The sequence below is a fragment of the Achromobacter sp. SD115 genome (assembly GCF_017355315.1).
In the GTDB taxonomy this organism is placed as follows: domain Bacteria; phylum Pseudomonadota; class Gammaproteobacteria; order Burkholderiales; family Burkholderiaceae_B; genus Achromobacter; species Achromobacter xylosoxidans_B.
In genome coordinates this window covers 230,870-257,094 of the sequence record NZ_JADIJM010000009.1, presented here as the reverse complement: position 1 = coordinate 257,094, position 26,225 = coordinate 230,870, and the positions used below count along the sequence as shown (strand labels likewise).

The 26,225-nt window shown below is 61.3% G+C and carries 29 protein-coding genes; all 29 read right to left on the bottom strand.

Translation table 11 applies throughout. The features are described from left to right. Positions 1-264: 264 nt before the first annotated feature. The 29 genes from IPU70_RS15560 to IPU70_RS15420 all read right to left on the bottom strand — a co-directional run bounded on the left by IPU70_RS15560 (position 265) and on the right by IPU70_RS15420 (position 25,899). Positions 265-1,314 carry a helix-turn-helix domain-containing protein gene (locus IPU70_RS15560; protein WP_207468493.1) on the bottom strand — a complete coding sequence of 350 codons (1,050 nt, stop codon included), beginning with the start codon at positions 1,312-1,314 and terminating at the stop codon, positions 265-267. Between the two features lie 64 nt (positions 1,315-1,378). Further along, positions 1,379-1,648: a hypothetical protein gene (locus tag IPU70_RS15555; RefSeq protein WP_056560060.1), complete on the bottom strand. Its 270-nt coding sequence runs from the start codon at positions 1,646-1,648 to the stop codon at positions 1,379-1,381. A gap of 175 nt (positions 1,649-1,823) precedes the next feature. Beyond that, positions 1,824-2,291, bottom strand: coding sequence for a hypothetical protein (locus IPU70_RS15550; protein ID WP_207468491.1), 468 nt, complete (start codon positions 2,289-2,291; stop codon positions 1,824-1,826). After that, on the bottom strand, positions 2,275-2,955 hold the full coding sequence (locus IPU70_RS15545; RefSeq protein WP_207468490.1) for a hypothetical protein: 681 nt from the start codon (positions 2,953-2,955) through the stop codon (positions 2,275-2,277). Before IPU70_RS15545 ends, IPU70_RS15550 begins: the two co-directional genes overlap by 17 nt. Before the next feature lie 386 nt (positions 2,956-3,341). Continuing rightward, positions 3,342-4,361 carry a P-type DNA transfer ATPase VirB11 gene (virB11, locus tag IPU70_RS15540; RefSeq protein WP_207468488.1) on the bottom strand — a complete coding sequence of 340 codons (1,020 nt, stop codon included), beginning with the start codon at positions 4,359-4,361 and terminating at the stop codon, positions 3,342-3,344. Positions 4,362-4,479: 118 nt separating this feature from the next. Then, entirely contained in the window at positions 4,480-5,646 is a 1,167-nt protein-coding gene (gene virB10 / locus IPU70_RS15535) for a type IV secretion system protein VirB10 (RefSeq protein ID WP_207468486.1), read from the bottom strand. Then, positions 5,643-6,461, bottom strand: coding sequence for a TrbG/VirB9 family P-type conjugative transfer protein (locus tag IPU70_RS15530; RefSeq protein WP_207468484.1), 819 nt, complete (start codon positions 6,459-6,461; stop codon positions 5,643-5,645). The genes virB10 and IPU70_RS15530 overlap by 4 nt, the downstream gene beginning before the upstream one ends. Continuing rightward, entirely contained in the window at positions 6,458-7,045 is a 588-nt protein-coding gene (locus IPU70_RS15525) for a hypothetical protein (RefSeq protein ID WP_207468482.1), read from the bottom strand. The genes IPU70_RS15530 and IPU70_RS15525 overlap by 4 nt, the downstream gene beginning before the upstream one ends. A 5-nt stretch (positions 7,046-7,050) precedes the next feature. After that, the gene (locus IPU70_RS15520) at positions 7,051-7,746 is read right to left on the bottom strand and encodes a virB8 family protein (RefSeq protein WP_207468480.1); all 696 of its coding nucleotides are present in this window, start codon (positions 7,744-7,746) and stop codon (positions 7,051-7,053) included. Positions 7,747-7,990: 244 nt separating this feature from the next. Then, the gene (locus IPU70_RS15515) at positions 7,991-8,317 is read right to left on the bottom strand and encodes a hypothetical protein (protein ID WP_207468478.1); all 327 of its coding nucleotides are present in this window, start codon (positions 8,315-8,317) and stop codon (positions 7,991-7,993) included. A 57-nt stretch (positions 8,318-8,374) separates the two neighbouring features. Next, complete coding sequence (locus IPU70_RS15510; RefSeq protein ID WP_105558050.1) at positions 8,375-9,268, bottom strand: type IV secretion system protein; 894 nt, start codon at positions 9,266-9,268, stop codon at positions 8,375-8,377. Continuing rightward, positions 9,268-10,017 (bottom strand): P-type DNA transfer protein VirB5, encoded by a 750-nt coding sequence (gene virB5, locus IPU70_RS15505; protein WP_207468476.1) that lies wholly within the window; start codon positions 10,015-10,017, stop codon positions 9,268-9,270. The genes IPU70_RS15510 and virB5 overlap by 1 nt, the downstream gene beginning before the upstream one ends. Before the next feature lie 2 nt (positions 10,018-10,019). Then, positions 10,020-12,479 (bottom strand): VirB4 family type IV secretion/conjugal transfer ATPase, encoded by a 2,460-nt coding sequence (locus IPU70_RS15500; RefSeq protein WP_207468474.1) that lies wholly within the window; start codon positions 12,477-12,479, stop codon positions 10,020-10,022. Next, positions 12,476-12,877, bottom strand: a complete 402-nt coding sequence (locus tag IPU70_RS15495) for a type IV secretion system protein VirB3 (RefSeq protein ID WP_207468472.1) — start codon at positions 12,875-12,877, stop codon at positions 12,476-12,478. The genes IPU70_RS15500 and IPU70_RS15495 overlap by 4 nt, the downstream gene beginning before the upstream one ends. Before the next feature lies 1 nt (position 12,878). Next, positions 12,879-13,205, bottom strand: a complete 327-nt coding sequence (locus tag IPU70_RS15490) for a TrbC/VirB2 family protein (RefSeq protein ID WP_207468470.1) — start codon at positions 13,203-13,205, stop codon at positions 12,879-12,881. Positions 13,206-13,315: 110 nt separating this feature from the next. Beyond that, positions 13,316-13,981, bottom strand: a complete 666-nt coding sequence (locus IPU70_RS15485; RefSeq protein WP_207468467.1) for a lytic transglycosylase domain-containing protein — start codon at positions 13,979-13,981, stop codon at positions 13,316-13,318. A 3-nt stretch (positions 13,982-13,984) separates the two neighbouring features. After that, entirely contained in the window at positions 13,985-14,602 is a 618-nt protein-coding gene (locus tag IPU70_RS15480; protein WP_238924860.1) for a TrbM/KikA/MpfK family conjugal transfer protein, read from the bottom strand. A gap of 15 nt (positions 14,603-14,617) precedes the next feature. Next, positions 14,618-15,448, bottom strand: coding sequence for a hypothetical protein (locus IPU70_RS15475; protein WP_207468466.1), 831 nt, complete (start codon positions 15,446-15,448; stop codon positions 14,618-14,620). Positions 15,449-15,508: 60 nt separating this feature from the next. After that, positions 15,509-16,786, bottom strand: coding sequence for a type II secretion system protein (locus IPU70_RS15470; RefSeq protein WP_207468464.1), 1,278 nt, complete (start codon positions 16,784-16,786; stop codon positions 15,509-15,511). A gap of 66 nt (positions 16,787-16,852) precedes the next feature. Next, positions 16,853-17,479 (bottom strand): Tfp pilus assembly protein FimT/FimU, encoded by a 627-nt coding sequence (locus IPU70_RS15465; RefSeq protein WP_207468463.1) that lies wholly within the window; start codon positions 17,477-17,479, stop codon positions 16,853-16,855. A 61-nt stretch (positions 17,480-17,540) separates the two neighbouring features. Then, positions 17,541-18,641 carry a hypothetical protein gene (locus IPU70_RS15460; protein WP_207468460.1) on the bottom strand — a complete coding sequence of 367 codons (1,101 nt, stop codon included), beginning with the start codon at positions 18,639-18,641 and terminating at the stop codon, positions 17,541-17,543. After that, entirely contained in the window at positions 18,638-20,431 is a 1,794-nt protein-coding gene (locus IPU70_RS15455; protein WP_207468459.1) for an ATPase, T2SS/T4P/T4SS family, read from the bottom strand. Before IPU70_RS15455 ends, IPU70_RS15460 begins: the two co-directional genes overlap by 4 nt. After that, entirely contained in the window at positions 20,428-20,949 is a 522-nt protein-coding gene (locus IPU70_RS15450; protein ID WP_207468457.1) for a hypothetical protein, read from the bottom strand. The genes IPU70_RS15455 and IPU70_RS15450 overlap by 4 nt, the downstream gene beginning before the upstream one ends. Next, positions 20,933-22,291, bottom strand: a complete 1,359-nt coding sequence (locus IPU70_RS15445) for a hypothetical protein (RefSeq protein ID WP_207468455.1) — start codon at positions 22,289-22,291, stop codon at positions 20,933-20,935. The genes IPU70_RS15450 and IPU70_RS15445 overlap by 17 nt, the downstream gene beginning before the upstream one ends. A gap of 1 nt (position 22,292) precedes the next feature. After that, positions 22,293-23,981 carry a type II secretion system protein GspD gene (locus IPU70_RS15440; RefSeq protein WP_207468453.1) on the bottom strand — a complete coding sequence of 563 codons (1,689 nt, stop codon included), beginning with the start codon at positions 23,979-23,981 and terminating at the stop codon, positions 22,293-22,295. A gap of 24 nt (positions 23,982-24,005) precedes the next feature. After that, the gene (locus tag IPU70_RS33095) at positions 24,006-24,311 is read right to left on the bottom strand and encodes a TcpQ domain-containing protein (RefSeq protein ID WP_207468451.1); all 306 of its coding nucleotides are present in this window, start codon (positions 24,309-24,311) and stop codon (positions 24,006-24,008) included. Positions 24,312-24,848: 537 nt separating this feature from the next. Beyond that, positions 24,849-25,277 carry a hypothetical protein gene (locus IPU70_RS15430; RefSeq protein ID WP_207468449.1) on the bottom strand — a complete coding sequence of 143 codons (429 nt, stop codon included), beginning with the start codon at positions 25,275-25,277 and terminating at the stop codon, positions 24,849-24,851. Between the two features lie 21 nt (positions 25,278-25,298). Beyond that, a complete protein-coding gene (locus IPU70_RS15425) occupies positions 25,299-25,625 on the bottom strand; it encodes a hypothetical protein (protein WP_207468446.1) in 327 nt (108 codons plus the stop codon). Beyond that, positions 25,609-25,899: a hypothetical protein gene (locus tag IPU70_RS15420; protein WP_207468444.1), complete on the bottom strand. Its 291-nt coding sequence runs from the start codon at positions 25,897-25,899 to the stop codon at positions 25,609-25,611. The genes IPU70_RS15425 and IPU70_RS15420 overlap by 17 nt, the downstream gene beginning before the upstream one ends. Between the last annotated feature and the right edge of the window lie 326 nt (positions 25,900-26,225).

Sequence of the window (26,225 nt, the reverse complement as noted above, 5' to 3'; positions counted from 1 at the left end):
GGCCGGCGCCGCAGGCGGCGGGGCGGAGGGAGCGTAGCGACCGGAGGGTAGGCGGATCGGCGTTCGCGACGAGCCAGCGCCTCGCGCGCGACTCTCTCTAAAACCTATAAAACCTATATATACCTATTGGGTACCGTTTTCGGTACTGGCAAAAAGCCGTTTTCGGTACTGGCGAACGAACAAATTGGGACGGGCAAAAACACATTTCGGGCTAGGCCCAAAACTGGGACTGGTCCCGATATGGGTCCAGGCTGTGGACAACTTTTAATGGGACGGCACGAGTCCGGCGGCGAGGAATACGCGCGCCTTGAAATGGGGCGGCGGCTCGTTCGGAGCCTGCTCAACGCCGAGCTTCTTGCCGGTGGCCACGATGCCGGTCCAACTGTTCTGCCAGGCCATGCCCGCCGTCTCTCCGGCGTCGCGTTCCCGGAAAACCCAGAGCCGCCATGACTCGAACCAATCGGGCGACATGCCCAGCTCCCCGGGCCTGGACCGCATGTAGGCGCTGAAGGTGGCGGCCGTGGCGTCGATCTTCTCGTGCGTCCAGAGCGGCCGCTGCTGCTGCGTCCAACTTCGCCACCGCTCCGGCAGGGCCCATGTTGCTGGAAGGCTGGTGGGGCCGACGCCGGCACCGCGCGCTTCGGGCGGGCGCTTTCGGCCCTTTCGCTTGGCTCCCCTGGGCGCCTTGCTGGCAGGCCTGTGCCCTGCGGCAGGGGAAGTGGGAAGGCATGCAGCTGCGAAGCCAGCCCCTGTTGCTTCGGTTGATGCGCCCGCTGAATGAATACTCCCGTCCGACCCGCCGCAGTGCGGCGAAGGTGCGTGCCCCTTGGGAAGGTACAGAGATTCGTCGACCGCGGGTCCATCCTGCTCAGACGGCCAGCTTTGGTCGGCAGTCGTCCCGCTGTCGTCGGCCGGAGCTGCCGGTGGCGCATTTCCATCCTCAAGCTCAGAGCCGTCCTGCAGCGCTAGATCCTGCTGCGCTGCCTGCGATTCGCCACCGGCGACGGCGCCGGAGGTCGCGAGTTCGATCAGGGGGACCGCATTCGGGCACAAGCGATAAATGATGCTGCTGCGGTTGTCGCCAGCACGTCGCCCTGTGTCCTGGATCGCGCCCAAATCGCGAAGGCGGCCGAGGGCTTCGATAACCGTCTTGCGATTCAGATGGGTGACTTTGGCAAGGTAGTCGATCGATGCGAAAACCGTCCAGTGGTCGGCATCGTAACGAACGAGCTGTGCCAGGTTCAGCAACACGAGCTTGGATGAGGATTTCTGGACGTCGGCCATTCTGGCCCATTTGGATGCTTCGACGCTCATGTTCGCCCCTTGCGTTGCTGCGAGTTATTGCCGGGTGATGGATCTTGCTGGTACAGCGTGCCGGTCACGAGTCCGTCTCCAGTGATTCAGCGATGGTGCGGCGGGCCCGCAGGGGCAGGCCGTGTGCTTCATAGAACTCGCGGCGGGCCATCAGCCACGCCTTGTAGGGCCACGCGCGGCGCTCGCCCCAGGGGTAGGCGTCCTTGATGGCCTGGTGGGTTTGTTCGGCGCTGAGGCCTTCGGCGCGGCAGCGGTCGAAGACGCTTTGCATGATCTTGTAAGCCATGCGGGTGCGTGCTTCCTGCGCGCCGCGTTGGCGGTTCGCTCGGGTCATGGAAGTCTCCGGGAGGAATTGGCGTCGGGACGGTAGAAATGGCCCACCGACGGCGGCGCGAACCCGGATATGGCCGGGCGCGCTGGAATGACGTGAGAGGAAGAGGGTCAACGCGCCATCTGGCGGGGTGGCGCGCTTGCTGGGTGGCGTTGTGAGCTCACCCGATATTTCGTGGCTACTGGAATGGACCCGGCTGGAAAATCTCCTCGGCCCATGAACGAAGGCGGGCGATATCCGCATCCAGTTTTCGTCGCCAGTAGAATTTCACGGGGCTATCAAGGGTGAACAGCAGGATGTTTTCCGTGTTGAATGTCCCAGACACCTTCCAGTAGTGATGCAGGGTTGTCGGACCCTCTTGGTCGCGACGAATCCGTGCGGCGAGTCGCGCGGCAATCGATGGTGTCGTAAAAAACGACACAAATGGTGGCCGGCGAATCGGTAGGCCGAGGTAGCGGTGCCCTTCACAGCTGCTGATGCTCGAGACAACGCCATGCACATTGAACGCTTCGACCAGACCACGAACTCGTGTGTCAATAACACCCAGGGCAGCAGCTTCGTCGTGAGACCGCAGCACGCCTTTGACGCGGCCCACTGTCACCTTGGTGCCAATGACAGCCCGCCCCTGCTCATTTGCCGATAGCATCGCCGCACCCCTCGGGGAACCGACTGACGTATACATCGCCGTCGGCAGGCGTGTTGAAATGCAGGCGTAGCAAGCGGCCGGTGGACTGCTTGTAGCTGGACAGCGATCGCGCCGGCATGGAAAGGAAAGCCAAGAAAACGCTGAGCATGCCGATCATGCCGACAATGTTCGTCAGCATTACGCTCTTCATGGCATGTTCGTTCCACTCAACATATAAGTTCGTCAGAAACGGCATCGCTTCATCAGGAATGATCATTGCAAGAAGCGCGAGTAGCCAGAAGACCACTACGGGAAAGACGAACAACATCTTCACGGCGAGGGCAATCGTCCATTTCAAGGACGACACCAGATGGTCAAGCGCCATGTTGCCATCGCGCAAGACTGTGCGAAGGATGGCCGCGTAATCCGCATCCGTGATCGCGCCAATCGAAACGCCATTCACCGAGACCTGCCAGATCCAAGGCTGCGGGTCCGCAATTCTCCCCTGCAGCTGGCGGTCATAGTGCGCTGCGGTGAAATACACAAAAATTGCGAAAAGCGCCGCAGACATGCCAAAGGGGTACATCGACAAGCCGCTGGCTGCCCCAATGCCGAATATGAGAAGAAGGCCAACGGCGGGTCCGCCAAGCCAGAATAAGAGGGAAGGTTCGAATTTCTTCAACATGGATTTTCTCGACTGCGAGCAAAGGGCTCGCTAGGTGAAAGAGGGGGAAAGGGATCGAGTGCGGAACGCGCGTCCGACTCAGTGCAGAGGCCACAGTGCAGACAAGCGGGATCTGCCCGCCTGCGAAACAAATGCACGAGCACGCCAGATTTGGATCTACAGCCGCTCTTGTCGCTCGATGGCGTGGATCGCGTCCATCAAGCCGTCTACAAGCGTGTGCATGTCGGCAGTGGTAAGGGATGCGGATCCAGTCGGTCCGCCAAGCATGTCACGGCACTCCATGGAAAGAAGTGCAGTTTTCGCCTTGCTGCATTCGTGCCGAAGCCGCAGAACACCTGGCAGTCCTACCGGCGATATGAACGGAAGTTCGACGTCTACTCGCTTGTTCATTGCACGCGCCCAGGGTTGAAATAGACCTGCGTCAGCTTGTAGTCGGCGAAGTACAGCGAGATATCCAGCGTGGAAAACAGGTACCGCCGAATCGTGTCGATATCCATCTGGTTGCCGGCCGCGGACTGTTTCACGAGAAGCGCAACGCGCTCAAACGTATCGCGCGCACTGTTAGCGTGGGTGGTCGTCACTGATCCAGGGTGGCCTGTGTTCAAAGCGTTCAGGTAGTCCCACGCTTCGGGGCCGCGCAGTTCGGACAGGAAGATCCGATCGGGCGAGCTGCGCATGGTGGCCTCGATGCACTCTGTGGCCGACATCCGGCCAGCACCTTTGCCGTAGATCATGTGCACGCGGTTGGGATGGTTTGGCAGGAAGAGTTCGTGTACATCCTCGATGGTCAAGAGCCGTTCGAAGGACGGCACGCAGTCGATGAGACTGCGTGCAAACGTCGTCTTTCCTGAGCCGGTCTTGCCCGCGACAATGATGTTGCGGCATTGAATGACTGCGCGTCGAAGAAACTGAAGGATGTCCCCTGCCTTCATGAGGTCGAGCAATTCCTTGTCGTGCTCAGTCAGAATGTCGGCGCTACCGATGGGGCCGCTCACAACGACCCAGTTAGCAAAGGCTCCTTCGGCGGCCAGCTCGTCCAAGGTCTTCACGACGCTGCTGTGCTTGCGAATGTTGATCGAAAGCGTGCCGTCGATCACGGCCGGCGGCTGGGCCACCTGAGCGCGCTCACCGTCGGGCAACAGCAGCGACATGATGGGGCTGAAGTTGACGTTGTTATAGCTGGCCATGGCCGACACCAGCGCTTCCAGGAAGCTGAACGTCAGCTTCGGATCATGGCGTTCGCGCCATTGCCCGTGAGAGCGCGTAAAGATCACGCCAGGTCGCGTAATGGTGATCTCGCGGACGGCGTCATCTGCCATGTAGCCGGAGATGGGTCGCATCATCTGGCGTAACGCGGTGTCACGGCCGTCCGAGTCGATGGGCGATGTGTTGTGGGAATCTTTCATAGGATGCCTATTCCATGGGGCAGGCCCGCCCAAACACATACTGGGACGGGCCTGACATTGAGTTGAGTCGAAGGCGTCGGCCAGAAGAACGGCGATCGCGGTACAGCCATGCGCGCAGCTAGCGGGCGACAGGCTTGAGCGAGTAGACCGAACTGAAATCCAAATCGCGAGCGACGTAGATTCCCAATCTGCCGCCCTGGTTGCGATAGAGCGTCGGCGGGATGTTGATGGTGTTATCCAGCACCGTGGTCACTGCGTTGGTAGCCGCATCGCCAGTGGTGTTGAATTGCACCTGACCGTTGTCGCTGCTGCCGCGTGAGGTGGCCCACGTACCCAGATCGCTGATCAAGCTGACCATGATGGCTCCGCCAAACCGCTCAGCGAAGTGCGTGTCGATGAAGCCGTCTAGGCCTGCTTCGCCCAGGGGGCCGGTGCCGGGGGAGTCCAGATTGATAATGACGCCCTTGGGCGTCTCCAGCCGCGACCATACGACACCGACACGTGGCTGGCCTTGTGCCAGCACGCCTTGCTGATAGCCGATGAATCGCGTCCCTTTGTCGATCAGGACCACGCGGCCGCTGGTGGAGCGGATATCGTGCGGCGCATAGCAGGCGAGCATGCCTGCCTGCGCGGTCACGAGCTTAGTTTCCTGCACGCAATCAATCATCGAACCTTGAGTGATCAACATGTCCCGATTGCCAACCAGTCCGGCGCGAGACGCTGAGAGCTTCATCGGGGTGAGCTTGCTGGCCATCGGCCCGCTATCTGCTTCACGCGACTGCTGCTGCGAAGACGCCTCCTGGTTTGAGGACTGACCGCCCTCTGCCTTTGTGGACCGCAGCCCGCTCGCCAAGCGCCGCTGCATGATGGGGTCGATCACAACGGCTTCAGCCAGATTGGACAGGGCACCCTTCTGTTCAGGTGGGCGCCCCGGGCCGGGCACTGTCGGCGCACCAGGTGACGGTTCCGGCGGGGCCGACGGCGGTGGCGGCGGATCGGGCCTGAGCTTTAGACCGGGAAGCACGTTCTCGATCTTGGCTTGCATCGCGGGTGCGGCTTCTTCGGCGGCGGGCGTGTTGAACGCCCGCCAACCCATCGTCCCGATCACCATGCACGCCATCAGGGTTAGAAGCCACATGAGGGCTTTGGCCCCCTGTTGCATGGGCTTGGCAGTGCCCGAAAGGTCCGGGCGGCCGCGGCCTTCGATATGCGCACGGTATTCCTCGATCTCAGCCACAGCGTCAATGGTTTGACCGGGTTTTTTTCGCCTTTTGAAAAGTCTCATGGCGCAGTTTCCTCACGAACGACACGCTCGACCTGCGGCGAGACGGTTCCGGTGGCCAGGCTGCGTGCAACAGGCGGTCCGTCGTTGTGAACGGCCAAGACCTGGTTGCCCATACGCAAGTGCCAGCGCTTGGCGACCCGGTGGAGAACAATGGTCTGCTCGTCCTCCATATTCCGGTTCACAATCACCTCCTGGCCGTCCGCGTCTACGAAATAGATCGCGGGCAGGTCCTGACCAGGCGCGAATCGAAGCCAAGTTTGTGCACCGTCATCCCATGCGGCGGTCGGCGCCAAGCTGGTATCGCCGCTCATCGAGTAGGCCTGCCAGTTGATCGCGACGTCGGCGGTGGCCAGATCGCGCTGCACGCGCTCGCGCTCTTCCTGGGCTGCATACTTCGCCTGCTCGAGCTCGGGATACCGCAGCACCACACGAAAGACGCCGCCGCTCTTACGCGCCTTCTCATATTTCAGAAGGAACGAGTAGTTCCGCTTGGTGGTGATGTAGAGGAGGTTGGTGTCCGCTTGCTCGACGATGGGCTTGAGCAAGAGGTGCTTGCCCACCTGCTGGAAGTCGTACGCGGCCGAGTCGCCAAAGGCATGGGTCACATAGTCCTCGTCTTCATTGAGCTGAATCTGGGTCGCGACGCCTAAGGTGGTGTCGACCTGAATGACGTCGGCGGCGTCATAGTCCGTCCAGCGGATACGCTGATCCTTGGGCGAAGCTGCAGGTCGGTCAAGCGACCAGGCCGGCGCTGCGGCCGCGCAAAGCGCGACCGACAGCACCGCCACGGCCAAAGGCCTGAAGCGGATGTTCATCGGGCGTGCCCCATCTCGATGTTGCTCTCACGTTGGCGCGCCGACTGGTGCGTATGTTGATGGTCCATCCCCATCGCTGCCTGCTTGTCGTGGTCAGCGTCGCGCACCAAGCCCACGCCGCCTACCGCCTTGAAGGGGTAGCTGATGGCGAGCGCCTCTTCCTGGCCGGTCATCTCAAAGGATCGGTTCAGCGTGTTGCGGGCATGGACGATGAGGTCCCCCGTTTCGTTGTCCCGCTGGATCAAGCAGTTGGGCGTCGTCCCAACGATCGGACCCTTGTACTCGCGCCCATCTTCCGGCTGACGGATTTGCCGGTCTTGCTCACCGTACAGCTCCACCGGCCGGCGCGCCTCACGGATGCGCTCTTCAAAGTGCTTGCCGATACGATCTGCCGCCAAGACGGGTGTGGGAAGACGAAGGTTCGCGTCCTTGTGGAGATGGTCCTTGCAGAGGCGCGCGGCGCCGTAGAGATCGCTCTTCGCGTACCGTTCGATGTCGCGCAGCAGTGCCGTGCGCTCTGCGTTGCTCATGCGTCCTGCATCTTCGAGGCGGCGGGCGAGTTCGTTGATTTGTGCTTTTTGCATGACGATTACCTCAGCGTTTCGACAGCGGTCGAGTAGGAAATGACTTGAAAGCCCAGCGGGTTGTCGCGAATGACGCTTTCCGACATCGGCGCGTTGACAAACCTGTAGGCGATGGTGGCGATGAATTGCTCACTGTTTGGCGAGCGCTGGGGGCCCGTCTCGCTGCGCGTGAATCGGACCGTAGCGGTCTGGTTGGGTCCCGGAGTGATCGACCGGACGTTGATGACCAGGCGGGTGTGTTCCCCATACTTTTTGTCGAGGGCTTCACGGCCAGTCCTGGGGTCGTCTTCAAACTTGGCGTGGTACTGCTGTTGCACGTCCGGCGAGCTGAACAGGCCACAGCGGTCGTACATGTTTTGCAGGGTGCGCCAGTCGTAGCCTTCGCAGGACAACACGTACTGAGTAACGAAGTAACGCGCGATCCGAGGGCCATAGTCCTCCTGTGCGTCGCCGAGCCGGGATACGTTTTCGACCTCACCGGTCGCATCGTTGACGCGCACGACGTAAGGCGGCTGGGGCGTGTAGCTCAGCATCAGCGAGGCCAGGGCGCCGACGGCCAGGAACGCCAGCACAAATGCGCCAACCGCGACGCGCCATGCCTTTGACCTGGAGGTAAGGATCTCTGTCAGGAAGTCTTGGTCCAGGCTCCGGTTTCTGTCCAGCTCTTGTTGAAGCGAAAGCTTTGGGTCTTCAAAGGACATGTCGGTCCTCCAATTCCCGAGCGAGATGATGGGGCCGCACGTTTCGTACGGGCGTGAAAGTGCGTGCCGCGGCGAGCGCGGCCAGAATGGCGTGCTTCATCGGTTCTCCGAAGAGACTAAGGGATTTAAATCAGACGGCGCTGGCTAATACGCAGCGCAATAAGAAAGGCACAGCGATTGCTGTGCCCTGTGCTTTAAATACTAAGGTGTCGGCGGGCCGGAGGCCAACGACAGATCTGCCGAGTCAATCTTGGCTAGTGTTGCGTCTCCATTCGGCAATCCTGTTTTCGTGCAATTGGCGTTCATGCTCTCTCTGCCAATTCGAACGTCTGTCGTCGCGCCCACCTTTTGGTGTGGCCATACCCATGCCCAACAGCTGCGCGGGCCATTGGAAGCACAAGTACCAGATGGGCCGCAGAATCCAAGTCCACGTCGCCTTAGCTAGGCTCATCCATTGGAATGCAGAAATCGGCTGCTCGGGGGCAACGCCGGGCGGTGCAGATAACGGCACGTCATTGCCCAGCAAGGGGTTCTGAGAAAGGGCCTTTCCCAGCGGCTTCAACGGATCCATCTTAATCCTCGCGATTTTTAGTGCTTGTCAGGGAGGACGGCTATTCGAACTTCAATATTAGCCAATCTTCCCAACGAAGGGAACTGAAATCCCGCCTCCACTGCCGCCTCCGCTTATCTTAGTGGCAACTACGGAAACCTGTTCTAGCATGAATTTTGAACACATCATGAAGAAAATAATCGCAGTAAGCATGGAGAATATATTGATCTGGTCTGCCTTTGTTAGATCAATCAAGCCTTGTTGCAACATACCGAACATTCCCATGATGAACATGAAAACCACCATGAAAAGACCGGCATAGATGGCATAGTAGACAGCCTGACCTACCCACGCTTTGAAGAAGTCCTTCGTTTGGTCGAACAGCAGCGCCAATATGCAAAGTGGTCCTAGTACGACGACTAAGCCCATCCCAACTTTTACCGTGATCAGCACTAGCATCCCGACCGCGCTCATGACCGCTGAGATAATGGTGATGATGACCGAGACAACCACAAATACAAAGGCCTGCGCGATTTTCTTGAGACCGCTCGGTGCGCGCTCCTGCAACCGTGTGCCGATTTCTGCGCCGTTGTTCGCCGCGTCGTCCATCATTTCGGATGGGGTTTTGACGGTGCCCGTGAACAGCTGAGCCACAGAGGTGGGTAAGTCCAGCATCACGCCGACAATCTGCTGTTGGTACAGCCCATTTGCGCTGGCAATGCTCACGATGATTGCAATATTGACGACACGCCGACACGCATGGAGGACCGGAGTTTGAATGGCGCCCGAGCAGATGAGCCACCCGTACCAGACCAGCGCGACGGACAAAGAAACGGACACGAACGGCAATAGCTTGGCGGTGACGGACGCGACCAACGGCGTGATGACGCTCGTTAGCATCTTAGTCACCGACTGGTCGATCCAGTTCGCGATCCCGCCGAGACTGGCTAGACTGACCGCGGTGGTGGCCATTATCTCGCTCCAGGAAGCGGCGCGCGGATTGCACCAAGGCTGAAAGAGCTATCGGCCAGCTTTTCGGCTTGCTGCTCCATCAGGGCTTGCTCAGCTTCAATCTGGCGGGTGAGCATGTCGGCCCGGGTTTGGTCCGCCTGGATGTTCGCCTGCTCGACGAGTAGCCGGGCCTGCAGGTCAGCGATGGCCTTCGGATCTTGGGCCTGATTGATCTTGGCCTGCAGCTGGTCCACCTGCTTGACGCGCGCAGTCATCGCCTTCTGGGTCTGCTCCATCATCGCCTGACTGCGAACGGCGATTTTTTCGGCCCGGGCGTCCAGGTTCTTTTTGTCCTGTTCGTAGTTGCCAGTTAACCGTTCCTCGCGCTCAATGCGCTCCACAGCGTCCGAGATCCCGCCCAGCCCGCCATTGGAGGCGCGAAGAATATCCCGTGCGTCTGCCGGCAGTGCATCGCGAATCGCCGGGTTGTTCAGGATGTCGCCCAGGTTCCGTGTCCCGGTTAGGGCTTCCAACTGACGCTTCTGGCTCTCAAGCTGATCCCTGAGGACGGCAATCTGCTCGGCATACTTGGCCAGCGTCTCGACGTGCTTGATGGCCCGGTCGGCGATGCTTGCCGCATCCACTACCGGAATGCCGCTGGCATTGGCGGGCGCCATGGCGTTGGAGAAAAGCACAGCGGCCAGGGTTGCGGTGAACCGCACGCGCCAGCGGTGGCTCGGGCGGGGGCTGGGGGTGTGCGTCTGGGACATTTTCAGCTCCTTGTCGCCTCTTGGGCGAGCTTGAGGTAGTGGGGCAGCCAGAGGGCGGGGTCGTCACCATGCTTGGCAACAGCCGCTTCGGCAATTTCGGCCAGGTCTTCGGATCCGGAGAACACCAGCAGCGCTTCGGGACATGAGGCGAGGTCCAGTTCGGCCGTGACGGCAGACTCGTTTTGCTTGACGACGAACTGGCGGCTGAACGGCGGCAGATCCTTGACCATCTTGAAGACAGCGGGAGACAGCTTGAATCCGTCGATGTAGTCCTCAGCAGTGGCCTTGGGGTTCTCGAGAAACATGGCGGTCGCGGACTGCTGAATAAGCGAGCGACCCACAGGGTTCTCCAGGATCGCGGCGGGCTCCTGCGTCGCGAAGACCAGGACGCCGTTTTTCTTACGAACCGTGCGGCTGGCATCCTGCATCGACGCCTGGAAGTAGGGCACTTTCAGAGGGTGCTGAACTTCGTCAAAGAAAAGGGCGATTCGCCGCCCGTCCATCATCTGGTCCGTTCGATAAAGCAGGTACGTTATTGCCGCGTCGCGGATCGTGCCTTGTTCGAGGAACTCCGTTAGATCAAAGCCGAATAGGTTATTTGCCGCCAGGTCCAGTTCGTCTTTGGGGTTGTCGAACATCCAGCCATACTCGCCGCCCGCGCACCAGCGTTTGAGGCGTTCTTTCAGGCTCAGCTGACCTTCGGGTGCAGGCGCGGCGGGAAGAAAATTAACCAGGTTGGACAGGCATCGATCCTCCAGGTCGATGTGCTTCACAAGCTGGTTGACGGCCATGGCGATTTGCTTCTGCTCGGAGGCACTGGGCGCCTCCTCCCCGTTTGCCCCCAACAGCTTCGTCATGCTGGTCATGAACGCGACGTTTGAAGCGGTGTCAGGCAGTTGCAGGTAGTTCCAGCCGGTTTTCACGCCCAGGCGCAGCGGGAAATACTTGCCGCCCATCGCCATGACGGTCACCTGCATGCCGCGATCCTTGTCGAACACGATGCCCGTGTAGTCGAACTTGCGTGCCTGGGTGATCAGATGGCCCAAGAGGACCGTCTTGCCGGCGCCGGACTGTCCGATGATGGACGTGTTGCCGAGGCGGCGCTTGCCAGTCTCGTCGACGTCCTCGAGCGATGCGTGGAAGTTCAAGTAATAAGGCGTGCCGCCCGTCGTCTTGAGCATCGTGACCGCAGGCCCCCAGGGATTGCCCGACGGCTTTCCGAAGAGGTAGTTGTGCATCGAGGAGAAGCTCAGGAAATTCAGCGAGGTAATCGGCGCCGGGCGAGGGCGCCATTTCCAGTTGCCTGGGAACTGGGCGGCCCACGCGGCCAACGATGAGCGATCACACAGACGACCGATAATCTCTTCATCAGCCAGCGCACCGCTGATATTCGCAGCAGCGCGTAGGGCACCCTCGCTGTCGTCGCCGAACACCTGGATTGTGGCGTGGTGGTCACCCATGACGAACCGACCCGCGGCCAATTCGTCCCGCGCTTTCTTCAGATCTTCGATCTGGGACGCCGAGTAGTCGCCAGAGTCTTCCAGCCACTTGATCTGGCGTGACAGCGCCTTCAGCCCATCGGGCTTTGACATCGCCCCAAAGGACTGCGACAGCACAAACTCGTGAGGCTGGTTGAGCAGGCAGTTCAGGTGGCCGGCTTTGGTGTTGTTGGAGTACTCCCGAAGTTCCAGCATCACGTATCGGCGTGTCCAGTCAGGCCCCCGCATCTCGGCGAGTTCTCCATGCGTGGAGAAGAACTGACGACTGGTGGGCAGATAGTTGTACAGGCGCGCGTTCACCAGCGGCACCGGCTGCATCTTGCCGTTGAGCAGAAAGCCGAGGAATTCGGCCGGTTCCGAAAACCGCGACTTCCGGCGCGGTGCCTCCTCGCCGCTCATGTCGTGCGGAGACTCCCGCTCGACAATGGATAGCAGCTCCGGTGAATAGCGCTTGAGCGACCCACCAAGCTTGCGGTTGACGTCATCGAGCTGCTCAATCGCCTGGTTCTGCCAGGCCAATGCTGAGCGCGCGGTGCGCTTTTCGAAGTTTGACAGCAAGCGCAAGGCGGGGTCGATCTGCGCGCGCATGATCACGGTCAGGTACATCTCATTGATCATCGGCGGCTTGCCGGCGAAGACCTTTCGATAGGCTGCATCGTGATCGCGTGAGAAGGCGTCCGGATAGTCGCTTTCGGGATACTCGAAGACCCTGCGACGGACAAGGTGCGACCAAACCCCGAATCCCGTCGGGAACCCCCGAAACACGTTGTTGAGCTCCTCGACCCAGCGGCAGTGCTCCTCGTCGCTGTAGCCTTGAAAGGTGCGTCCGTCGATCCGCCAGACCGAAAGATATTCCCAGTTGCGGGTCGCGATGATGGTGGGCGTGACGTGGTGGGAGTAGGGAACGTACGTGCTGACCGCCGGCTCGTACGCCGGCAGCGCGACGATGGATTGTTGTTTCATCGGTCGTGAACTCCGAGCCAGCGGGCCCAGGGGCGCCGCCGGCTGTAGGGTGTTGGCGTGAGGGATATCGCGCCCCAAAAGCGCTTGTTCTTAGCCAAGAACTTGGTCTTGACCCAAAGCTCCCAGATCCAGAAGGCGCGGTCATCATGGCGGCTCAGAATGGCCATCACCGGATAAAGGACGGGAAAGAGCAGCCAGCCCCACAGCGTGAACGAGGCGGCGGTGACGGTCAGAAAGACCAGCCCTGCGAATGCCCGCGTGGGCACCCCTCCTGGAACGGTCGCAGTCCGGGTCGCCCCTTTGAAAAGCGGAAAGCGATTGGGTGGAACGTGCGACCCGACAGCCGCTGGCGCCGCTGCGGCGGGGGCTTTGGCCTTTTGCTTTGATGCGGCCGCCATGTCAGAACAGCAGTTTGATGATGCCCCCGGCGATGGCGCCGGCGAAGCAGATGCCCACCGCCCACTGATAAGCGGTTTCCTTGCGAATCACGTCGAACGAGTAAAGGATGCCGATAATGCCGGCGGAAACAAGACCAATGACAGGGATGATGAGCCACAGCCAGTCTTTGACCTTCTGCACGGCAGTGGTGGCCTTCTCGAACTGCGCCATTGCCAGTTCCGGTTGCAGCAGGAGGAGCACGGCAAGGGTCGCGTATGCCAGGGCGACAAGCGTGCGGCGGCTCTTGGGCTGCGAATCGGCAGGGGAGATATTGGACGCTGCGGTCATTTTGAAACTCCAATGGGTGACGCCACCCGGCCGATGAGCGGGGCGGCATTCGTTTGAGGTAGATGAGAGGGCCGGTGTTTAGCGGCTAAACACCGGCGAGGGGTGCGCTTCTACTGCGCCGGCAGGCGCGAGGACGGCGTTGGAACCGGCCTGCCGAATGTGGCATCTGGGCGCGGTTCGAATGCGTCTTTGCGAGGCACTACAAAAGCGTCGTTGCGGGGCTTCTGAAAGGCGTCGGGTTTGGACGACTTCGGAAGCGGCGGGCTACGCATCTTGGCGTCAGCATTGGCGGGCGCGCCGCCCTCCTTCACGATGGCCGGTACCGCCAGGCCTGCGCCGGCGATGACCTTGCCGACATACCCATTCGTGAAGCCCGAGGTCAGGTTGCCCGTGTTGTAGCAGCTGAATGCTGCATACAGCGCGTTCTGTCCGGGGCCGTGCAGCTTGGCAGCTCGCTTGTAGCAATCGACGAGGACGCGCTGGGCAGATGCGAGGTTGACGCAAGGGTCGAAGATGCTCTCGGGCGTGACACCGAGCCACTTCCAGTTCCGCACGTTGATCTGGCCGTAGCCGACGTCGAAGTCCACACCTTTAGCCATCAGATCGCGCACCGCCTGGATTGCCTCCTCTTTGGACTTCGGGCGGATGCTTACATGGGGCTTGGCATTGACGCCAATGGCGAGCGGATTGAAGGCTGACTCGTGTCGCACTACAGCGCTGAGCGTACTGATGTGCACGTCGGGCGCACACTGCCTGGCGAGGGTAGGGAAGTCCATCTGTCAATTCCCCACCATGCCGAAGCCAGGACTGTGAGCGTTCTGCTCGCGCTCCTTGCGTTCGGCCAGTTCCTTCTCGTACTTGGCCAGTTCACGGTCATAGTCCTTCGCTTCGACCCAGTAACCGCGCTCTTCAGGCGTGCCCACATAGCGGGGTAGGTCGTCATCAAAGGCGGTGTATTCGTGTGAGGCGTAGACGCTGCAGTACCCCGGTCGCTTGTTGCTGATGATCGGGTAACCATCGTCGCTCGTGCCTCGCCACGCACCGAGTCCCGCGTTCAAAGCAGCCGCATCGCAGCGGCCCGCGCCGCGTGCAATCGCATCGGCAAGAGATGCCATTTCTTTGGTTTGATTGGATGAGGGGCATAGCGACAAAAAGTCATGCCGAGCATCCAATGTGTCGGAGAGCTTCTTCTTCTTGATACTGTAGAAGTGTGACAGCGCGGGGTCGCATTCCGAGGGCCGATTCCCGCTGGAGAGGCAAATCAGGGCCTCGCAGGCAAGCCTCTTGTCACCTTCAAGCAAATCGAAATCACCAATCCCCTGCGCGGTCGCAAACGAAGGAAGCGCAGGGTAGAGCGCCACGAGGAATATTGTCAGCAGGCGGCGAAAGGACCGCATATTGGTTCTCCCTAGTTAGTTGCAGATGCCGTAGTTGCCGACATCGATGAGCTGGCCACGCAAGCGCGTCTCGGTTGTGACCGTGCACCCGCTAACAGACGTGATGTTGACGACGCGTGTCGCGCCCAGGCAGACGTCAGCGTCACCACCGCTTCCTGTGTCGCAGCTGCCGAACAAAGTGGCGGTTCGGTTTCCGTTGGAGAGCTGGCAGTAGCCGGATACGCCCTTGGTCACTGAAGTGCCGGGCGGCATCAGCTGGCCCATCCAGACCCGCGCGGTGTCCCCGGACGTCGTGCCCGAAGCGTGGATGCAGTTCAGTTCGGCGGTGGGGCGATAGATGGTGGCGCCGAACATCGTGCCGTAGTTGACCTGCATCTGTGCGGCTATCGTTCCGCCCAAACTGTTGTCGAACGTCTCGCCCGTCTCGTTGCCACGGGCTTTCGCGATCACGACATCGAGGACGCCGCCGGCGCGGGATGCCGTGCAACCGTCTTGCCACGGCCCCCATCCCTCGTAGGCCGCATCGTTCGCGTTGGCTTGGAGAACGTAGTAGGTCCGGTAGCGGACTTGACTGCCGGTGTACCCGGCAGGGCACTGCGAATACTCGGCCTGCGTTTGGGCGATTCGGCACCCGCCATAGGTCGTGTGCCACGAGTAGCCACCGACGCAGCCGCCTGGCGGTAGCGGCGCACCCTGGTCGACACGGACGACCATCGTATTCAGATCGGTCTGCAACTGTACGTCTGCCTGTTTCGCGGTGGAAGCCTGGCTGACCGTGGGCACGAACAGCGCGAACAGCAGGGCGAGCAAAGCCCGGCCCTGTCCTCGCGTGGAGGGAAGGAACATGGATATCTCCGATAGATTTGCCGCTCGATATGCGGCCTGGGGGAAGACCTGCTGGAGGAGCTAGTTCTTGCAGCCTTGGATCACCGAGGCGCGGGCGCCCATGTCTGGGGGTGAAATCACGACGCGGTCACCGGTGATGCTGGCGCGCTGCGCCATGCGGACGTAGCTATTTCCAGAGTTCTGAAATGTGCCACTGAAGGAACCGCCGACCGAAACGGCACCCGCGGCATTGACGTAGCCGGAGCCCTGGATGCTGCCGCCGACCGCGCCGCCGATGTTGATGTCGCCGCCGCGCGCCGTAGCGTCGACCGCCTGTAGCGCGACCTGCCGCCAGGGTGACAGCCCTGCCGGGCATGTGACAGCCGGGATTGCAGCGTCGTTGGGAAGGTCGCCGTACGTGCCCGTGATTACGTGGCCGGTTTGGGCGAACCACACGCCACCGGTGCAAACGGCAAGCAGCTTGTTTGCGGTAGACGCGTATAACCCTTCCGGCGCGCACGCCGCGCCAGGCGCAACGGCCGTATTGAGCAGTAGGCCTGTGTTTGTCTGAATCGCACCGGCCACCGTCAGGGTGTTGTTGAATGTGACCGGTCTGGTTTCCCCGTGGCGCACAAACTGGCCGAAGGGAGTGGCATTCAGACTTGCAGCGATGACCGCATGCCCCGGTTGTGTACCGAAATCAAACCAGGCACGTGGAATGTCCATCAGAGGGCCGCGGACGTTTGCCGACCCGCGCGCGTCATGGCCACCGTAGCCATCAGCAGCCAGGACCACTTTGCTCAGGAGGGTTTGGTCGTAAACGCTACGGTTCACTGTAGGCTGCGTGCATTCGGCGTTCTGCCGCAGGCTGCGCACTGCGCTGATGGGATGGCAGGCGTAGACGAAGGCGCTGGTGCGGCATTCATCGCCTGGGCAGGCACCTTGGCGGACCAGGATGAACCGCGCTACATCGCCCAAGGCAGGATATCGCGGGATGGTCGCTGGCAGCAGTCCCAACGCCGTGAGGTCGGCCATGCCGCCCCGCGCGACTTGCGCGCCGGCCACGCTGGCCCAGGTCAAAGCCGGAGGCGGGGGATACGAACCGGCGGGCAACCCGGTGAGGTCTTCGCCGCGCAGCCAGGCCTCGTGCTTTAGCTGCAGGTCGACGACTGCGCCACGAATTTGCATCAGATACCGACCGGTGGCTTCGGCCGCGCTCTCGTCGCCCTGGCGTCTCAGGTCTCGGGCGGCAAGTACGGCCAAGAGTGTGACGATCGCCACGGCGACCATGACCTCCACCAAGGTGAAGCCCGCTTGCGAGTGCGCTCGCCGGCGCAACCGTGTTTGGGATAGTTTCATGGGTTCGTCTCCTTCGGAAGCCCTATCGGGCGTGCTGCTGACACGCCCTGACGCGTTCTCGGGCGATCAGCGGGTGGCGAAGACGAACGTGTTGTTGTCACCGTTCACGCAGAGATCTTGAGCGGTCACCGCGTTGAAGGAACCCGATTCGTTGTTCGCTCCCAGCGTCTTCGCGACCGTGCCGTTAACGCTGATCATCTCGGAGACGCCGTTCATGATGGAAGCGAGAACGGGGCACGCGCGGTGGTTCACGTTCGTGACGGTCAGGGATAAGGCACTGCCGGATGCGCCACCGCCCAGCGCAGCCGGGGCGATGGTGATAGTGCCATTCGAACCGACTCCCCTGCCGCCCAGCCGGTGCGCCACCGTACTGCCCGTCACCTTGAAGACAGTGGAGTCGCGCATCGAAGGCGCCAGGTTCTGCGCGTTGTTGATGGACGCATACGGCGTTGCAGTGTCGCCTTCGCCCATGATCCGGGCCGTGGACATGAAGCGCTGCAGCTCACCAGCTGCTGCAGGCACCCGGCCTTGGATGAAGTACCCCTTGATGGACGGATAGTTAACTACCACAAGGAAGATCACGATAGCGATTACCGCGCCGATCTCGATCAAGGACCAACCGCCTTGGCGGCGCAAGTTATTGGACGCAGCGCGCTGAATGGCGCGGCGATTTGCTGTGTTCAGTTGTTGCATTATGGGTTCCAAATTATCCGGTTGAATTTGTGTGAATCGTGAGGCGACGGTCTTTCGCTCTTCACGACATTGCGTCGATCATGATTGCGTTGCGCATGTCCATGATTACGCTTTGGTGCCAAAAGAAGAGGCCTGCCATGACGATGACAGCGCCAAGAAGTGCCACCCATCGAAGGGCCTTGGCGCGCCCTTCCACGCGCTTGAGGATGGTGGTCTCCATGCGCGCCCGGGTCATTTGCAGCGCCGTGTCTAGGCCGAGCGTGTTGGTGAGGTCTTCGAGGTACCAGTAGATCTCGCGGTCCAGCAGCCCGACGTCGAAGATTTCTGCTCCTTTTTTCGCTTCGTCGAGCCGATTTTGGACAGCCTGCAGTCGACGGGTAAGCCAGCGGGTCGCTCCAGGTAACTGCAGTTCTATCGCGTGCCGGATTTGCATGACCTTGCCGGCACGGGGCTTTACAGCCGTTGCTGCCGTGCTCACTACGGCGATGGCCTGCACGTCGCGGTAGAGGCGGTAGGGCCCCCACTTATCCAGCCACCGGCGCAGTGCGTTGTCCATATAGGGAAATGAGAAATGGACGGCAACGCCGAAGGCTATTGACACCAGCCAGAGGCGGACACCCTTGTCCCGGATCCAATGCGCCATGTCGAAGAATGCCTGCGTGGATGGACTGAGCAGCTCGAACCGTATGTCTGGCATTGCATCCTGCAGCATTGGTGCAGTGACATAGGGAACGGCGAGCATCACCATGGCCCACACTAAGAACAGCATCAGTGCAGCCACTGCCAGCGTTCGAACAAGGATGCCTCGCAGCTTTGCCGTCAGACGTACGACGGCAGCCATGTCGCGAAGACCGCCCGCGAAAACCGCCTGACCTTGAGTTTGCAGGGAAACGAATTCCGCAACCTCTCGCTGAGGAAGCGTCCGGTGCAAGGTAGTGCCCAGCTCGCCGGTTTCGACGATGCGATGCGCCCAGTATGCGGACAGGACGCCACGGGCACTCCTTCCGTAGCGCTGTGCATCGGCGTCGAGAATGCTGAGAAATGTCCGGCGCCCCTGCGTGTCCTCCGTCATGTCCGCCAAGTATTCATACCAGTCCGCGCGGGCACGCGCGAACTTCTTAGCGGCCTGGCCGACCCGCGTGAAGTAGAAAGGAATCTTCATCCCTTTTTCCTTTGGCGCAAAAGTGTCGCGTACGCCGTGAAGTGGGGCTCAATGTCCCGCGGATCGATCATGCCTTGGCTCATCTTGTAGACGGCGCATTCCATGGTGGATTTGCCTTGCATGTCGGGCTCGTCGTACCGGGCGGAGCGCTGGCTGGCGAAGATCTCTCTTAGGCGGATCTCGTCGCCGCTCGTAATGGCGCGAAGTGCGTCCGGGTCGCTGGAGGGTTCGAAAAGTTCTGCTACCGCAGTCCGCCTCGCGTAGCCGAAGAGTTCCGGGATGCCCTTTTTGCGGCAGTGTTCGCACCCCTCCGGATTCCTGACCTTGATCGGCTCGGAGCCGAAGTCGTAAAGGGTCTCGATGTCGGCCAAATACCGCTGCCAGGTTGTCCTATCCCGTTTGACGCCCATCCGGTCCTCGGCACCGTCCAGAAGCGCCGCAGCAGGAAGGGCGCAACTGCACAGCTTGGGCATCAGGGACTGGTGAACAAGCAGCTTTAACACGCCAGGCGTGCCCAGCGTGCCGCGTGGTATCCCGATCTCGCTCGAGGAAAAGCGCTGTGGAATGGCGAGGGCACTGCCCACGTGCGTCGTGCAGTAAAGGTTGCTTCCCGATAGCACGATGTCTTGAAACGCCGCACCCGTGAGGACATCGCGAATCTCACCAAGGAAGACGTCGCTGGCCGCGGCACGCTTCAGAGCCATGAGTTTGGACTTCATGGTGTCGCGATCCGAGCCATCGAGGGACCGTGAGAGGCTTGCCTGCAGCACCGCTTCCAAGATGAGTTCAACCGGGTCTTCGATGGACATGGTCTTGCGCGTTCTTGGTAGGCGCACGATAAGTTGGGCGATGCTCACTGTCTTGCCGGAGCCAGGTATGCCGCCCATCGCGATGGCGCCACCCATGCTGCGCGTCGCACGCTCAAATTGCGCGATTTGCGACGGGAGGTAGCCAAGGTCGGCCATGTCAACCTTTTGCACCTTGGAGTCAACGTCGAGTAAGCGCAGTGTGATGGACGGACCCTTGTCTGCAATGAATGAACCCCAGCGAAGCATGTAGCTGCGCTCGTCCACCACCTCATACAGACGTCCCTGTTGTTCATTGGCCATGTCAAGGAATAGGCCATTGCCGCCGCTGACGTCCAGCCAAGCGACGCTGGCCATGTCAACGAGCTGCTGCGTGGGCATCGCGAGCTGCTCGGGCGTGGTGTACTGGCCGTCGATGGTGGCGCTGATGCGCGATGTCGCCGCAGTCGTGTCGATATTCAAATGCAGATCGCTCGCGTCGTTGCGAACCGCCCAGGACACGATGTCGTAGAACCCTTGGCGCACCGCAGATCTTTCGTTCTGGCCGCGAATGCGGGTGCTTCGCTGGATCACGTCTTGGCCTTGCATCCGCTCTCTGACGAGGGTCAGCAGAATGACCGGGTTGATCGTATAGATCTGGACCGGCCCTTTTGCCGCGTCGACGGCGCGTTGCTCAACGGCGCGGAAAATGTCCGAGTCGATTTCGCGTGGCTTGACGAACACCACATAGCGAGGTCCCTCAAGCTCGGCCACGCACGCGGTGACTGCCGATGTCGAACCGCACCAGTCGACCTTGAGCGTCCTGAACGCCGGGTGCATTTGGGCAATGTCCGCGAATGAATCGATGTGCTGGTGGGCGGCACTGGTGGACATTGCCGACGTCGCTGCGTGCATGTCCAGGACCGGCATCTCCTCTTGTTCGCGCAGGCTGACATGCACCGTGCGTTTGAGCCGCCGAACCCATTGAATGATGCTTGAAATCATGGTGTTCCCCGATTGAGGCAGTAGGTGACCACATCCTGCGACTCGTCAACGAAGCTTGCGCAAGGCTGCGAAACGGCCTGCAGGCGCAGTCCGAGATCAGCGCCGGCCACCGGCTCGGCTTGGCCGGTGCGGTAATGCGCCCTGCGACCTGCCTGGTCGACCATCACCGTCAACTGTTTGCCCACGCCGGTGATGGCGAGAAGCCGAGGCGGGGCGACAACGGGTGCGGGCTCAGAGCTTGGCTTGGCGGCCTGGGCGGTAGGCGGGCCGGAAGCGGCTAGCTGCGCGCCTCCGCCATTTGCGGATTGCGCCTTGCGCTTTTCCTCATCGAGTGCGCGCTGGGCATCAAGCTCCAGGAGCTCTTGTACAGTCCGCGGAATTGGCAGGGCTATGTTGACGGCATCTACACCGAAGACGGGAATCTGCGCCGACACAGATAGGGGAATGGATAGAGTGACCGCTGTGGCGGCGGCGGCGATGAATTGGCTTCGCCACTTGCGTTCATTGCGATTCAACATAGATGGTTCCTTTGAGCGTTGTCACGAATGCGCTGGTCGTGAGGCCTGGGCTTGTGTCCGGCATAAAGCGTATCTGCAGTTGCGTGACTTCGGTGGTTCGCGGTAGCGCCAGGCCATAAAGCGATCGCAGCGGCGCATTGATGACGAGCGCGCGCGTTGCCGGAAGCTTGATTTCTTTGGGCCTGACCACGGGTTGTTCCAGCCCGTTCGATAGCTTGATGTTTGGCACCGTGATCGCCACTTGTCCCGGCGGCGACAACGACAGGTCTTGCAGCGCCGGGCGCAACGCCTGCCAGGACGGCTCCCAGGCCTGCCGCATCGCCTTTGCGTCGGGCAAGTCTGCAAGCACCAGGGTCTGCGATGCCAGCGCGCCAGGGATGGTCCAGGAGGCGTTTGCCGTTTCCAGATCGGGATGGTCGATCTTCCAGGTCGACGGCAAGGCCGCGTGCAAGGTGCGATTGTCCGCGAGCCGCGTGCGCTGGTACTTCGCCGAGCAGCTGCGTGCCTGCGGTCGGCAGTCCACCTCGATGAGCTTCCAGCGGCCGGGCTCGGTCGGCACGGACTCCACTTGTTGCAGCAGCGGGGTTAGCCCCGGCTCGCCGAGTGTCCGAGCAGTCTTTGCCCAGGCCGTAATGGCCTTTGTCCACAGCGTGGCTGGGTCAATCTCGGGCTGCGCAGCCAGCAACTCCTGGGCAATTCGTGCCTGTCGATCATCCCAGAGGCCCATGCTGATGTCCCACGCCTCGTACACCAGGAATAGGCCAAGGATGGTCCACCAGAAGGGCGAGACCATCGCGAGACTGAAGCCGGCCCTGCGCAGGGACGCCTGCTGGTTCGTATGAGCGGCGAGCTGTTGCAGGGAGAACGGTCTCGATTGCGTGCGGTCTCCGTGCAGCTGCGCCTCGCCGTAGCGTGACAGCGCCTCGTCCAGGGCGCGTTGAGCTGCCTGGGCATCTGCAAAGACCGTGTCGCCGCCGGCCTGGACCACACCGGCGACAATGACGGCGATCCATACGGATTTGTCCGGCAGATTGAGCGCCACGATGTGCGTGCCGTGGCGGTGCATCTGTGCAAACGCGGACGCCGCCGAGAACAGACTGGCGCGTGTTTTTGCGCGGCGCTCCTTGCCTTTGGCGACGAGAAGCCCCACGGAAGGACTTCGGGCATCACTGTGAACAAAGTGCGTGGCCTTCACTTTGCGTGCCAGGCGCAGCGCTTCTTTCTGCAGATCCTCACCGAGGACCGTCTGCCAGCGAATGCCAAGGACGAGCTGATTCGATGTGCCGGGGATGGCGACGAGCCGATAACTCAGCCGCCGCGGGGTCTTCTCACGTCGTGCCACGTCAGAATCCTTCTTCAGGAATGGCCGTAACCAGAACGACCGTGAGCATCTGCTTCTCTTGCGAAGCATCCGACCCGCCGGCGAGCATCGGCGCCTTGTCATCAAGGCGCCGCCGCGTGGAGTTGTCTGCGGACTGCTGGTAGCCGCCAATGACAACTTGCTCACCAGGGCGAACCATCACCTGCTGCACCCGGCCCTGACCGCCGATATCGGTCTGCTGGACGAAGGACTGATCATCGCGGGATCCAACTGGCTCTTTCTTCATTTCGATGAGCCGGCTGTCGTCGTAGGCAATGGTCAACAGCACCTGGCCGTCGTCTTGCGCATCGGGCACCACGGTGAGGAACGTACCGACGGTCTTTGTGTCCTGCGTGACCGTCACGGTGGGGGACGAGGTGTCGGATGTGCTTTGCGTCTGCTGCAGATCCTTGATGTAGTCGAAGGTGCGCCGCGTGTCGTACTTGCCTGGGCGGCGATTCTGCATCAGGAGGGGAATGCTCTTGTGATCGATGATCGAGCCAAGTTGCGAGAGTGCGGACAGCGCGAGGTTGGTGCCTGCGAAGGGGCCACTTCCCACTCTGGCGCCTATGCTGCCAGCGGCTTTGGCAGCATCCAACATGGGTGCGACGCCGATTCCGGAGGCAGTGTTCTCTCGGCCCAGGCTGTTGAAAAGAATGGTCCAGTCCACGCTTCCTTGGTTGATGCGATCGCTCTGCACCGTGATTTCTTCGAAGACCAGGCGTACGCGGCGGGTCATTTGGCGATTCTCCGCATCGAGAAATTCGCCGATCCGGTCCTGGGCTTCCTTTGTGTCGGTCACCACAATCGTGTTCGACGCGCCGTCCGCCGCCTTGATGACGCCGGCGCGGCTCAGAAACTGGCTGACCTTGCTGACAACCGCCGTCAGCTCGCGCGCTTCATCCTTCGTGCCCGCACTGGTTCTGTCCGCCAACATCGAGTTCGTCGACTTGATATCGCGCTGCAGGTTTTCTTCGGCCGCCTGGGTGGGCGTGCGGACGACGTAGCTCTTTGTTTCGGTCCGGTAAAAGCGCAGCGCGCCGATCTTGTCGTCGTAGCGCCAGTACACGCCCAGACGTAGCGCGATGGCGTCCAGAACCGAGGCCAGCGGGGCTTGACCGGCCGGCAAGGGAGCCATCTTCGTACGCGCCACACCCTGGGGCAGCGCTGGACCGGCGATGCGATCTACCGCAGCACCCGGTATGAGTGCCGGGACGAGTGTGTCAGCGGTGCTCGCTCCCAGGCTTAGGGGGTTTACCGTGCCGAGATCGCCCGCCAAGCGCGGCAAGAAGTATTCGGCGGGGAGCAGCGCGTCGGCAGTTACCTGGGTCAGGATGCCCGTGGCGATCTGAATCCTGTCGGCCAGCGTCTTCAGATCGGCGGAGTTGTTTTCAAAGAGCAGCGTCGTATTGACGTTTGCCCTGAGCGCCGGGGGCAGGGTGACTTCGCGGGCCAGCGGCTGGGGTCGGCCCGCGATCCACGGCAGCTCGACGACCTGGCCCTTTGCGCGGTCGACGTCTCCGGCTTTGAGCTTGAAGTGGTCCAGCGCGAGGGTGCCGTCGGCTTGACGGAGGGCTGCGCGGGATTCGACTCGGTCGGTGGCCTGCAGGGCCGAGCAGCCAGCGAGGGCAGCCAGCATGACCGCCGTCAGTGCGGTGCGGTAAGCATTCATTGGATTTCCTGGTCAACGCCACGGCTAGGATTGCGTGGCGGGGGATCGGTTGCAGCTGCGGGTGAACGGCACCATGCGGAGCACGCGGTTGCCGTAAAAGCAGGGGCGGATCGGCGATTCGCTCATGGCGACCGCTTGCGAGAGCGCCTGGGTAGCTTCTTGGAAGGAGTCCGCCTCAAACTCGGCCGGGGCCTGGATTGGGAGGTCGAAGTTCAGTTCCCACTGGTCAGGCCCGAAAGTCCAGTTGGCATCCGAGGCCCAGCGCACGAGCGCTTGCCGAACCGTCCCGTCTTGCGGGCTGATGCGCCAGATTTGTTTCGGCGGCGCCACGACTTCCGGTTCTGATACCGGTTCCTGAGGCGTTAGCTCGACCGTGACTACAGAAGCAGACGCTGCCGCGACCTGGGAGCTAGCCGCCGCGTCAGAAGGTTGGGGCGCCAGAGGAGTCTGCGGCGTGTCCTTGCTTTCGCCGTTTGCTGCCGGAGCCGGGGCGGGTGGCCTTGTAGGGCCGGCCGACGCGTCCGACGCCGCTGGAGCAGTCTGGACTTTGGGCGGCGCTTCCGGGACTGGGATCGGGGGGATGTCAGCCGAAGCGATGGCGGCAGGCGTTTTACCCGGTAGAACGGTGCGGGGGGCCGCGTGGTTGATAAGGATCCGCCCGGAGTCAGGCGGCACCGGCGGGGCGGGAGGGACAAATCCGCAGGCCGAAAGGAGGCAGGCCGCCGAGAATAGGGCAGCCAAATGGAGAGCTTGCATGGGGGATACTCCGCAGGGAGCTTGGCGAATTCGCCGAGATAGAAAGGCTCCGCGTTCGTGGGCCGACGCGCAGTGGAACCAGGTGAGACGCTTGGCTAAGCTGAGCTGCGCTTAGGGTTGGACGCGGTCGATCTGGCGCTTGCTAAAAAGAAGTGCCTCGAAGTCCAGTGCATCGAGCGGGGTTTGTATGTACTGCGCCTTGTTGACGCCGCTAAAGCAGGCGGCTTTGTTCACCGGGTTGCCATTTATATGCAGGCTCCGCGGCTTTGCCCGTTTGCCTTCCTGGAGCCAACGTTGACAGGCAAGCGGCGACAGATACACCTCAACGTACTGGCCCTCTTGGACCTTGATGCCCCAGTCCGACCCATCTGCCGAGAACCAGGTATTTCTTTGCAGGTTCTCGCTGACCAGCTGAGGCAGCCTATCCTCCGGAGGCGCCGGGAGCGGAGGGAGTGGGCCTCCTTGCTCTGCGGATACGGTCTGTGGCAGCAGGAGGATCGCAAAGCAGAGCAATCTAAAGGCGGCGGAAGCAGTTTTCATAGACGGAAGGGATTTCTGGGGTTAAGGGGCAGTCCAGGGCGTGACGCCTTGACGGTCCAGTTCGAGATGGACGGCACGAAGGTCGCCGGGAGGGCTGTTCCTACGAGTGAGCAGCAACAATTCCAGCAGGATGGGCAATAGCGACACCTCCTGTTGTCCCACTGCGCCGCCATCCAACAGGGTGAGACGCAACTGCGAAATGTGCTCGGCGACCTGGTCGTCGGTTTCAAGGCGATCACGCAGGTGTGCTGATAACGTCATGCCGCGCTCCGCTGCGGCTTGCTCGTAACGACGGCGTGCGGCATCGGAAAGCCGGAACGTTATCGGGCGTTCAAGCAGGGTGCGCATGTAAACGGGCCTCCTCCACGACGATGTGCCCCATGGCTTCCGCGAATGCCTGTTTGAATGCGTCTCGCCGAATCCGGCGCTCGAGGGGAGAGTCGGCCTTGCCCTTGCAGTGCTCAATGAACTGCTCATCGCGGTACTTGGCGGGGCTCATTTCGGGCGCCGCTTCGAACCAGGTGCGAGCGGCGTGGCGGGCATCGCGTGCAGTCGACGGAAATTCGAAGGACGCGCGCTGGCAGCGGGACGCAACTGCGTCCGCATGGGGTATCGACCTCATAGGGGAGCTTTCCTGGGGGTGACCCGTCGCGCGTGGATGTCGACAGGTGTTAACTGCTCGCAGAAGGCCGGCAGGCCTTGCGGAGCGGGGAGAAACCGCCCTGCCGCAGAGGGGCAGAGCCAGTTTATTTACAGTGTCTTACGGGCAACCTTGTGCCCAGATAACTGACTTGGAGACGCTTCGGACCAGATGCTGCGCCTGGACTTGAAACGACAATCAAGCCGGTCGGTTGACTGTTGTCGGAGGTCCTGGATGTCGTCGATTTTTTTCAACGGGCCTAAGGAGAGGCTCATTAATTGGTGAGCTACGGGGAGTTCTTGTTGAAA